The 10402-nt window shown below is 75.4% G+C and carries 9 protein-coding genes; 6 read left to right on the top strand and 3 right to left on the bottom strand.

All coding sequences use genetic code 11. The features are described from left to right. Nucleotides 1-51: 51 nt before the first annotated feature. Complete coding sequence (dacB, locus tag ACFV0O_RS20270) at nucleotides 52-1665, bottom strand: D-alanyl-D-alanine carboxypeptidase/D-alanyl-D-alanine-endopeptidase (protein ID WP_380343479.1); 1614 nt, start codon at nucleotides 1663-1665, stop codon at nucleotides 52-54. Between the two features lie 620 nt (nucleotides 1666-2285). Further along, nucleotides 2286-2717: an SRPBCC family protein gene (locus ACFV0O_RS20265; protein WP_380343476.1), complete on the bottom strand. Its 432-nt coding sequence runs from the start codon at nucleotides 2715-2717 to the stop codon at nucleotides 2286-2288. A gap of 264 nt (nucleotides 2718-2981) precedes the next feature. Between ACFV0O_RS20265 and ACFV0O_RS20260 the strand changes: the two genes are divergently transcribed. The 6 genes from ACFV0O_RS20260 (at nucleotide 2982) to ACFV0O_RS20235 (ending at nucleotide 9778) form a co-directional block, all read left to right on the top strand. Next, nucleotides 2982-4223 (top strand): NAD(P)/FAD-dependent oxidoreductase, encoded by a 1242-nt coding sequence (locus tag ACFV0O_RS20260; RefSeq protein WP_380343474.1) that lies wholly within the window; start codon nucleotides 2982-2984, stop codon nucleotides 4221-4223. 225 nt (nucleotides 4224-4448) lie between these two features. Then, on the top strand, nucleotides 4449-5282 hold the full coding sequence (locus ACFV0O_RS20255) for a sigma-70 family RNA polymerase sigma factor (RefSeq protein ID WP_380343471.1): 834 nt from the start codon (nucleotides 4449-4451) through the stop codon (nucleotides 5280-5282). A 150-nt stretch (nucleotides 5283-5432) separates the two neighbouring features. Next, the gene (locus ACFV0O_RS20250; RefSeq protein ID WP_380343607.1) at nucleotides 5433-6764 is read left to right on the top strand and encodes an NAD(P)/FAD-dependent oxidoreductase; all 1332 of its coding nucleotides are present in this window, start codon (nucleotides 5433-5435) and stop codon (nucleotides 6762-6764) included. Next, nucleotides 6761-7597: a DUF1365 domain-containing protein gene (locus ACFV0O_RS20245; RefSeq protein WP_380343468.1), complete on the top strand. Its 837-nt coding sequence runs from the start codon at nucleotides 6761-6763 to the stop codon at nucleotides 7595-7597. Before ACFV0O_RS20250 ends, ACFV0O_RS20245 begins: the two co-directional genes overlap by 4 nt. Beyond that, a complete protein-coding gene (locus tag ACFV0O_RS20240) occupies nucleotides 7594-8880 on the top strand; it encodes a class I SAM-dependent methyltransferase (RefSeq protein WP_380343465.1) in 1287 nt (428 codons plus the stop codon). Before ACFV0O_RS20245 ends, ACFV0O_RS20240 begins: the two co-directional genes overlap by 4 nt. A 58-nt stretch (nucleotides 8881-8938) precedes the next feature. Next, entirely contained in the window at nucleotides 8939-9778 is an 840-nt protein-coding gene (locus ACFV0O_RS20235) for a DUF1295 domain-containing protein (protein ID WP_380343463.1), read from the top strand. Nucleotides 9779-9873: 95 nt separating this feature from the next. On the opposite strand, the gene ACFV0O_RS20230 is transcribed toward ACFV0O_RS20235, so the two are convergent. Next, on the bottom strand, nucleotides 9874-10402 hold a 529-nt coding region (locus tag ACFV0O_RS20230; protein ID WP_380343460.1), incomplete at its 5' end, for a prealbumin-like fold domain-containing protein.

Below are 10402 nucleotides of genomic sequence, written 5' to 3'. Positions count from 1 at the left end.
GCGCGCGGTCGATGCCGACCGCGCGCCTCCCGGACGCCGTGACCCCCAGGATCAGGAGGCGGCCCCGTGCTCCGGGGCGCGGTGCCCGGCCGAAGCCTGCTCCTGGAGCAGCGCGGCGATCTGGCTGACGTCGTCGAAGATGCGGATGACGTCGTTGATGTCGGTGGCCGAGGCGCCGTTCACGCCGATGAAGAACAGGTGCAGACAGCCGTCGTCCGTCTCCAGGTAGCCGGCCAGGTCCTGGGCGTTGTACGCGATCCGCTGGTTGAGGTCGTCCGCGCCGACGATGGTCCCCGGCTTGGCGAAGACCTTGCCCCGGGCCGGGCAGTCGGTGGTGCAGGAGATCGCCAGCGAGCCGTCCACGCCGAGGATCGGCAGGGCGTGGCGGAAGGCGTCCGCGTCGGGGGTGCGCAGCCAGTAGGCGAGCACCTGGTCGAGGCCGATGGGCGTGGCGCGGTCCTGGAAGACGCCGCCGCGTCCGTCGGCGAGCTGGAACTGGGTCGGGTCGACGTGCGCCACGTCGGTGAGGAAGTCGCGCTCGACGCCGAAACCGTCGAAGCAGTCCTTGCTCCCGCGCGTCACGGCCATGTTGCACAGGGCCAGGTTGGCGCCGAGGTTGTGGCTGACCTTCAGGATCAGCTTGGCGTACTGGCTGTACGGCGGGGAGACGTACGCGGCCACCTGCGGGTCGCCGTCGTACGAGGCCGGCAGCTTGCCGTCCGGGTTCGGGCCGGTGGGGTCGGCGGAGACGGTCACGCCCGCGCGCGCCAGCGCCTCGATCAGCGCGGTGCGGCCGAAGGCGTTCGGGTCCTGGACGTTCGAGATGCGCAGCACGGGCTGCGCGTCGGCGGCGATGGTGCCGCTCAGCGTGATCCGTGTGCCGTCGGGGGAGGCCGAGACCCGGATGTCCGTGGTGCCGCCCGCCGCCACCGTCTGCACGGTGGAGGTGACCTGGTAGGGCGCGACCTGCGGGCGCCACATGAGCTGCGCGGTCTCGCCGGGGGCGCTGGGGGTGGTCAGCAGGTCGATCACGTTGTCGTTGATGATGAGCGGGGTCGGCTGTGGGTCCAGCGCCGGGGGCGCGAACAGCCGGGGGTCCACCACGACGTCACCGTTGACGCGCGTGATCCCCGTGGCCCGCACCTGGTGGGCGATCATGTCCAGGCCGGCGAGCGGGTTCTCGGGGGTGAGGGTCGCGCCGGGCAGGTCGTTGGCGCTGGTGTGGTCGATCGAGGTGTAGTCGACCGTCCCGTCGGGCCTGGTCCGGCCGCCCATCGTGAGGTCGCCCTGGGCGACCATCGCCAGGTTGCCGGTGAGGGTCGAGCCGGTGCGCGAGCCGGTGGCGAAGACCGGGGTCGAGAAGCGGTGGTCGGGGCCCAGCGCGTGCCAGGCGCCCGAGATGGTGACGAGCTTCGCGGTCGAGCCGGGGACGAAGAACTGGTTCGCGTACCGGGAGTGGAACACCTGGCCGGTCGCCGGATCGGTCTCCAGCACGCCCCACTGCGCGTGCTCGTAACCGGGCTTGTGCATGATCGCCTCGATGGCGGGCCCGAGGTCGTCGTCGTGCGCCGCCGCCGGGGGCGCGGCGGTCGCGCCCGCCACGGCGGCCAGTGTCGCGCCGGCGGCGGCCCAGGCCAGCAGGCGGCCGCGGATCGTTCGTCTCATGTGTGCGTCCCGTCGTCTCTGGGGTTCGGCAGACCCGTCGCAGGCTGGTGCGGACCGGCTGCTCATGGGGCGGATCGTAGGAACCCGGGCGGCGTACTTCTCGGTAGCCGCTGGCGCGCTGACGGTGTGTGGCGGCAAAGTCCACCGGTCAGCCGATCGGAGGCGGTCGAGGTGGCGCCGGGACCGGCGGCGGTGCCGGCCGTGCACGCCGAGGTGGCCGCGGTGCCGCCTGCGGACGCCGCGCCGGTTCGGCCGCCTGTGCGGTCGGGGCGCCGGCCAGGGCGCGGGTCGGGGCGCGGGTCGGGGCGCGGGCCGGGGCCGCGCCGCCCGGCGACAGGGCGGCGGCCGTCGACCGGCGGGAGAGCGCCTGCCGTGGACCCACCGTGCGATTCCTCCTCAGCGTCCGGAGTGGTAGGCCTGAGAGCCTGGCAGCCCGTCGCCCCCGTGGCCAGACGGCAACTCCCTTGCGGGTGGGCCGGATTCGGTCACGGCACGCATCGCTCCGGCAAGCCCCGCAGGCCCCGGACGCCCCGCGTACCTCGCAAGGCCTCGCGTACCTCGCAAGGCCTCGCGTACCTCACAAGCCCCGCCTGCCGCGGAGGCATGCCACCGTGCGTCGGTCACCGCTCCGCCAGCACCCGGGGCAGCCGATCCGCGACCGCGTCCGCGAGGCGTTCGAACTCGGCCCGGAGGAGGGGCGCGGCGAGGCGCGCGAGGCCGTTGAACCGCAGCGAGGCGCGGTAGACCAGGAGCGTGCGTCCCCGGGAGGCGCGGACCGTGATGTCGTCGGTGGCCCGGACGGTGCGGTTGTGCCCGACGAACACCAGCCGGTCGGGCCGGTACTGCTCCAAGCGGTAGACGAGTTCGGTGCGCCGCCCCCTGAAGCGCGAGGTGTTGCGCCACTGCGCCCCTTCGGCCACCGGCCCGGTGTCCAGGCGGACGCAGCTCTCGGTGCCCGGGTCCCACCCGGGCGTGTTCCCGAAGTCCGCCAGGTAGCGCAGGACCTCCTCGGCCGGCCGGTCGACCACCATGGCGCGTTCCACGTTGATCATCGGGACTCCTCTCGGCTGCGGCCCGCCGAGGGCGCGGGCCGTCACGCCCCTTCTTCGTCGCGGATGCGTTCGTGGATGCGTCCGCGGATACCGCGATGCGCGGCCGCCGCTGTCGCCGCCCAGGGTGCTGCGCCCGGCGGGCCGGTCGGCAGTCGGCCCGCCCCGGCTCCAATCCGTTCCACCGCCGGTCTCCGAATCGCACGTGGCCGGTCCGGGACGACCACCCGGGCCGGGACCGGCGCCGAGCCGAACGAGGAGGCCGCGATGTCACGGCAGACGGCAGTGGAGGTGATCGTGGTGGGGGCGGGGCCGGCCGGGCTGGCCTGCGCGCTGGACCTCACCGCGGCGGGCCGGGAGGTGCTGGTCCTGGAGGCCTCCGACGACGTGGGCGGGCGGATGCGCACCGACGTGGTGGAGGGGTTCCGCCTCGACCGCGGCTTCCAGGTGTTCAACACCTCCTATCCGCAGGTCAGACGCCGGGTGGATCTCGGCGCGCTGCGACTGCGCCCGTTCACGCCCGGCTTCCTGCTCGCCGACGGGCGGCGCTCCCGCCGGCTGCTGGACCCGACCCGTCGCCCGGCCCAGGCGCTGGGCCTGCTGCCCGACGGGCCGCTGCCGCTGCGCGACCTGGCGACCGTCGGGCTGCTGGGGCTGTGCGACGCGGCGCTGCCCGCCGCCGTGCTCAAACGGGCGCCGGAGACGACCACCGAACGGGCGCTGCGGCGGGCCGGCGTGTCGCGGCGCACCGTCGACGGCGTGCTGCGCCCGTTCCTGGCCGGGGTGTTCCTGGAGGACGGGCTGGAGACGTCGAGCCGGATGTTCCACCTGGTGTGGCGCAGCATGGTGCGCGGGAGTCTGTGCCTGCCGGGGGAGGGGATCGGGGCGGTGCCGCGGCAGCTGGCCGCGCGGTTGCCGGAGGGGCGGCTGGTGTGCCGGGCGCCGGTGGAACGGCTGACGGCCGACGGGGTGGTGCTCGCCGACGGCGCTGTGCTGCGCGGGCGCGCCGTGGTGGTGGCCACCGGGATGGCGGCGGCGGCCCGGTTGCTGCCCGGCCTGGAGGTGCCGACGGCGCGGGCGGTGACGACCTTCTACCACGTGGCGTCGGTCAGCCCGCTGCGCGAGCCGGTGCTCGTGGTGGACGCGCAGCGGCGGGTGCTGAACACGGTGGTGCTGTCGGAGGTCGTACCGGGCTGCGCGCCGGACGGCCGGGCACTGGTGTCGACCTCGGTGCTGGGTGCGGAGGCGGACGAGCGGGCGGCCCGGCGCCGGGCCGGTGAGTTGTACGGCGTGGACTCCTCGGCGTGGCGCCCGCTGGCCGACTACCGGATCGCCGAGGCGCTGCCGGCCGGGCCGGCGCCGCTGCCGCTCAGCCGCAGTACGCGGTTCGCGCCGGGCCGGTACGTGTGCGGGGACCACCGGGCGACGGCCTCGGTACAGGGAGCGCTGGCCTCGGGTGCGCGGGCGGCCCGGGAGGTGTCGGCGGATCTGGCGGGCACGCGGCGGTGACCGTACGGATCGGGCGCGCGGCGCGCGGCCCGGTACACGGCCCGCCGCCGGGTTCGGCGCGGCCCGGCGCGCGCGCCGCTGCGGGGACCGGCGTGCGATCCGCCGCGCGGCCCGGGTTCGCGATCCGTTGCGGGGACCGGCCTGCGGCCCGACGTCGCCTGCGAGGGAAACGGTGCACAAACGCCGCGAGTGGGCCCCTCGGGTCGGACGTCGCACGGTGGGTCTGTGGCTTCGCGAACACCGGCACGGACTCGTCGTGCTGCCGACGCCTCCGGGTGGCCCGGGGCGGCGGCCGACGACCTGCGTGCCCTCCTGGCCCGCTCGGCGAGGGGCGACGACACGGCGTTCGAGCTGCTGTACCGCGCGGTGGCCGGGCCCGTGTACGGGGTCGCGCTCCGGATCCTGCGCAGCCCGGTCCACGCGGAGGAGGTGGCGCAGGAGGTCCTGCTGGAGGTGTGGCGCACCGCCGCGGCCTACCGGCCCGAGCGCGGAACGGTGACCACCTGGGTGCTGACCATCGCCCACCACCGCGCCGTGGACCGCGTGCGCTCCGCCCGGGCGGCCGCCGACCGGGAGCAGCGGACCGCCCTCCCGGAGGCGGTGGGGTCCGATCCGCCGGACGAGCAGGCGGTCCGCTCGCTGGACCGCCTGCGGGTGCGGTCCGCACTCGCTGACCTGAGCGGAGCACAGCGCGAGGCCGTGGTGCTGGCCTACTACGGCGGCTACTCACAGCGGGAGATCGCGCACCTGCTGGACCTTCCGCTCGGCACGGTCAAGACGCGGATCCGGGACGGCCTGGGCCGGCTCCGAACCGCGTTCGCGTCCGACCCTGCCCGATCGTCCGGCCCCGCCCGGCCGTCCGCCCCTGCCCGATCGTCCGACCCTGCCCGATCGTCCGGCCCCGCCCGGCCGTCCGCCCCTGCCCGATCGTCCGGCCCTGCCCGATCGTCCGGCCCCGCCCGGCCGTCCGCCCCCACCGGACCGAGCGCTGCGAGGACGGCCGCGGCAGCGGGCCCCGGCGCCGGCCGAGCGGCGAGGGCGGCGAGGGCGGCACGGTGAGGGACGGGGCCACCGCCCCGGGGAGCCCCGCCGGTGCCGGCCGGTGCCGGCCGGAGGTCGGGCCAATCCGTAGCCCTGGCGGTTCCGAACGTTCGGTGCAACGACAGAACGGGCCGCGGGTGCGGCCCCGTCAGGAGGGCTCCTGTGACGATGTCCGGCACCGTCTCCACCACGCAGGTCGTCCCGTCCGCAGCCGGCGGCGGTGCGCGGGTGCGCAGGGTCGCGGTCGTGGGCTCCGGCGTGGCCGGTCTCACCGCGGCGTACGAGCTGTCCCGGGCGGGGACGGAGGTCGAGCTGTTCGAGGCGGACGCCCGGCTCGGCGGCCACGCCCACACCCAGGAGGCCACCGGGCCGGACGGCCGGGCCCTGGCCCTGGACACCGGGTTCCTGGTCCACAACGAGCGGACCTACCCGCACCTGGTCCGGCTGTTCGAGGAACTCGGCGTCCGCACCCGGGACAGCGAGATGAGCCTCTCGGTGCGGTGCGACGGGTGCGGTCTGGAGTACGCGGGCGCCCGTGGGCCGGCCGGTCTGTTCGCCAAGCCCGACGCCCTGGCGCGCGGCCGGTACCTGCGGATGCTCGCCGAGGTGCCCCGCTTCCACCGGGCCGCCCGCCGCCTCCTCGCCGCCCCGGCGGCGGGTGACCCCAGCCTGCGCGACTTCCTCGCAGCCGAGGGTTTCTCGCCGTACTTCGTCAGCCACTTCGTGACCCCGGTGGTCGCCGCCGTGTGGTCCTGCGCCCCCGATCTGGCGGGCGACTACCCTGCGCGCTACCTGTTCGCGTTCCTCGACAACCACGGCATGCTCTCCGTGACCGGCTCGCCGACCTGGCGCACCGTCGTCGGCGGCTCGCGCACGTACGTCGAGAAGATCGCCGAGCGGCTCACCGCCGTCCACCGCTCCGCCCCCGTGCGGGCGGTGCGCCGCCACCCGGACGGCGTCACCGTGATCTCCGGGGACGGCCGCCGCACCGTGGCCGACGCCGTGGTGATCGCCACCCACGCCGACCAGGCACTGCAGCTGCTCGTCGACCCGACCGACGCCGAACTGGAGGTGCTCGGCGCGTTCGCCTACTCGCGAAACCCGACCGTGCTGCACCGCGATCCCTCCGTCCTGCCCGCCGCGCGCTGGGCCCGCGGTTCCTGGAACTACCGGATGCCCCACTGCGACGCGCCCTCGGACCGGGTGCGGGTCAGCTACCACCTCAACCGGCTGCTGCGCCTGGACACCGCCGAGGACTACCTGGTCACCCTCAACGAGGACCGGCAGCGCCCGGTCCCCGAGGACCTGGTCGTCTCGCGGACCGTGTACGAGCACCCGATCTACACCGCGCACACGGTCGCCGCGCAGCGCCGACTGCCCGAACTCACCACCACGCGAACGGCGTTCGCCGGCGCCTACCACGGCTGGGGGTTCCACGAGGACGGCTGCCGCTCCGGCATCGAGGCCGCACGGTCCCTGCTGGGGGTGGGCGCACCGTGACCACCCTCCCGGGCCCGTGGGGCGCGGTCCTCTACGACACCACCACCGCCCATGTGCGCACCGCACCCCGACGTCCCGCCTTCCGGCACCGCGGCTGCCTGTGGCTGGTGGACCTCGACCACCTCCCGCCGGTGCCCCGGCCGCTGCGGCCACTGGCCCGGTTCCGGCCGCAGGACCACGCCCTGGAGCCCTCCGGGGAGGAATTGACGATCCGTCAGGAGCTGGAGCGCTACCTCGCCGGGCACGACGTCCGGCTCGGCGACGGCCGGGTGCTGATGCTGACCCAGGCCCGCTCGCTGGGGTACGTGTTCAACCCGCTGACCGTGTACTGGTGCCGCGACGGCGCCGGTCGCCCGCTGTGCACGGTCGCCGAGGTCCACAACACGTACGGCGGGCGGCACCGCTACCTGCTGCCGCCCGACCCCGAAGGGCAGGGCGAGACCCCCAAGGACTTCCCCGTCTCGCCGTTCTTCCCCGTCGACGGCCACTACCGGATGGTGCTGCCCGAGCCGGGCGAGCGCCTGCGCCTGACCGTCCACCTGGAACGCGACGGCGGCCGCGCCTTCACCGCCACCGTCCACGGCACCGCGCGACCGGCCGGCCCCGCCGCTCTGCTGCGCGCCGCGCTGACCCACCCGTTCGCGACCTGGGCCGTCAGCCTGCACATCCGCTACCGGGGGATCCGGCTGTGGCTCAGCGGCCTGCCCGTCCACCCGCGCCCGCCCGACCGCCAGGGTTCGCCCGACCGCCAGGGTTCGCCCGACCGTCCGCCCGGGCGTGCCGACAATGCCCCGCCCCCGCCCCCGCCCACGGAAGAGGTGCCCACCCCATGACCACCACGGTCCCCCCGGCGGCACGGCCGGTGCCCGTCGTCGACCCCGCCCGCTGGCCGGACGTCGCCCGGGTGCCGCACGCACCGCTGCGCGCCGCCGTGGCCGGGCGGCTGCTGCACCGGGTGGCGGCACAGCGCGGCGTGCGCGTCGAACTCCCCGACGGCCGGACCCTGCGGCGCGCCCCGGCCGGAGCGCCGGTCCTGCGGCTGCACCGCCCCGAGGACTTCCTGCACCGGGTCGGCGAGAGCGGCCTGATCGGATTCGGCGAGGCCTACCAGGCCGGCGACTGGGACAGCCCCGACCTGGTCGCGCTGCTCACCCGGCTGGCCGCCGCCCCCGAGACACTGGTGCCGACCGGGACGCAGTGGCTGCGCCGGCTCTGCGTCAAGCGTCCGCCGGCCGAGGAACTCGCCACCACCACGAACGCGCGGCACAACATCCGCCGCCACTACGACCTGTCCAACGACCTGTTCGCCCTGTTCCTCGACCCGACGATGACCTACTCCTCGGCGCTCTTCCCGGCCGCTCCCGGCCCGCTGCCCGCCGCGACCCGGGAGGACCTGCCCGCCGCCCAGCACCGCAAGATCGACCGCCTGCTCGACCTGGCCGGCGTCGGCACCGGGACCCGGCTGCTGGAGATCGGCACCGGCTGGGGCGAACTCGCCGTGCGCGCCGCCGCCCGCGGGGCCCGCGTGGTCAGCCTCACCCTCTCCGAGGAGCAACTCCTCCTCGCCCGCCGCCGGATCGCCGACGCGGGGCAGGACGGCCGGGCCGAGGTCCGGCTGTGCGACTACCGGGCCGCCGAAGGCACGTACGACGCCGTGGTCAGCGTGGAGATGATCGAGGCCGTCGGACGGCCGTTCTGGCCGGAGTACTTCGCCACCCTGGACCGGGTCCTGGCCCCGGGCGGCCGGGTCGCCCTGCAGGCGATCACCATGCCCCACGACCGGATGCTCGCCGCCAGCCGCACCTACACCTGGATCCTCAAGTACGTCTTCCCCGGCGGCCTCATCCCCTCCCTGCAGGCGATCACCGAGACCGCCGCCCACCGCACCGGCCTGCGCGTCACCGGTGTCGACTCCTACGGGCCGCACTACGCGGAGACGTTGCGCCTGTGGCGCGAACGCTTCACCGAGCGGTCGGAGCAGGTCGCGGCCCTCGGGTTCGACGAGGTGTTCCGGCGCACGTGGGAGCTGTATCTCGCCTACTCGGAGGCGGGCTTCCGCACCGGCTACCTGGACGTCCGGCAGGTGGTGCTGACCCGTGAGGAGGTGACGGCATGAGCGCGGCGGGCCCGCTCCGCACGCCCGCCGTCCGGCCCGGCGGATCCGGGGCGCGGCCGTGAACGCCACTGCCTTCGCCGTCAACCTCGCGGTCACCGCCGCCGTCGCCCTCGCCGTCCTGCTCGCCGCCTTCGCCGTCGGGGTGCGCACCGGGCGCCACCGCGGCGTGGACGTCGCCTGGGGACTGGCGTTCACCGCCGTGGCACTGACCGGCTACGCGCTCTCCGACGGCTCCGGGGACCCGGGACGCCGGCTGCTGGCCACGGTGCTCGTCACGGTCTGGGGCCTGCGGCTGTCCGCGCACATCTGGTGGCGCGCCCGGGGCGCGCCCGAGGACCCGCGCTACGCCCGCATGCTCGCCCGAGCCCCCGAGGGCCCGCCCCGCACCCGGTACGCGCTGCGGATCGTCTACCTGCTCCAGGCGGCCCTCGTCTGGTTCGTCTCCCTCCCCGTCCAGGCCGCCCAGTACGTTCCGCACCCGCCCGGTGCGCTCGCCTGGACGGGCACCGCCCTGTGGGCGGTCGGCCTCTTCTTCGAGGCCGTGGGGGACCGTCAGCTCGCCCGGTTCAAGGCCGACCCGGCCAACCGGGGCCGGGTCATGGACCGCGGCCTCTGGCGCTACACCCGTCACCCCAACTACTTCGGCGACGCCTGCGTGTGGTGGGGGCTGTTCCTGCTCGCCGCGGACACCCCCGTCGGCTGGGCCTTCGTCCCGAGCCCGCTCCTGATGACCTGGCTGCTCGCGTTCGGTAGCGGAAAGCCCATGCTGGAGCGGCAGTTGGGAGCTCAGCGACCCGGCTGGGCCGACTACGCCGCCCGGACCAGCGGCTTCGTGCCGCTGCCACCGCGCCGGGTCCGCAGAAGTCCGTCCGCACCGTCGGCGGGGCCCGGTCCGTGACCGAGGCCGGTCGGCACGCGGCCGGAGGAGCCACTGCGGGGCTCCTCCGGCCGGGTTCGGGCACTCATGCGGTCATGCGGCTGTGGCGCGGGCGGCTACGTGCCGTGCGGATGTGGATACGGATGTGGATGCGGTTGAGGCTCGGGGTGCTCCGGGTCGCACGGGTCCGGCGGGCAGGGGTCGGGCGGGCACGGCTCCGGGGGGCACGTCGGGCTGTCCTGGACCGTGATCTCCACGAACGGGCAGTCCTTCGTCAACTCGACCGTGGACACGGCGGATTGCGGCAGGTCGTAGCCGTCGGGCGCGGCGGTCTCCTGCCAGTAGTAGGTGCCGAGGGGGAGGCCGTCGGCGGTGCAGATGCCGTTGGCGGGGGTGGTGCAGGGGGAGCCGACGGCGGTGTCCGGGTTGACGCCGGTGGTCTGCAGGCCGGGGATGCCGTTGGTCTCGCGCCAGAGCTGGAAGGTGGCGCCGGCCAGCGGCTGCGAGGTGGCGGAGTCGGTCTTGGTGACCGTGGTGGAGCCGGTCGGGGCCGTGGTCGGGGTGTCGGCGACGGTGACCGGGACGTCCTGGCCGTCGGTGTTCAGGATGACGGTGGAGACGTTGAGTTCGGGCAGGTCGTAGCCG

Origin of the sequence: Kitasatospora sp. NPDC059577 (assembly GCF_042735475.1) — a bacterium.
Lineage (GTDB): Bacteria > Actinomycetota > Actinomycetes > Streptomycetales > Streptomycetaceae > Kitasatospora.
This window is presented reverse-complemented; position numbering and strand designations above follow the sequence as displayed.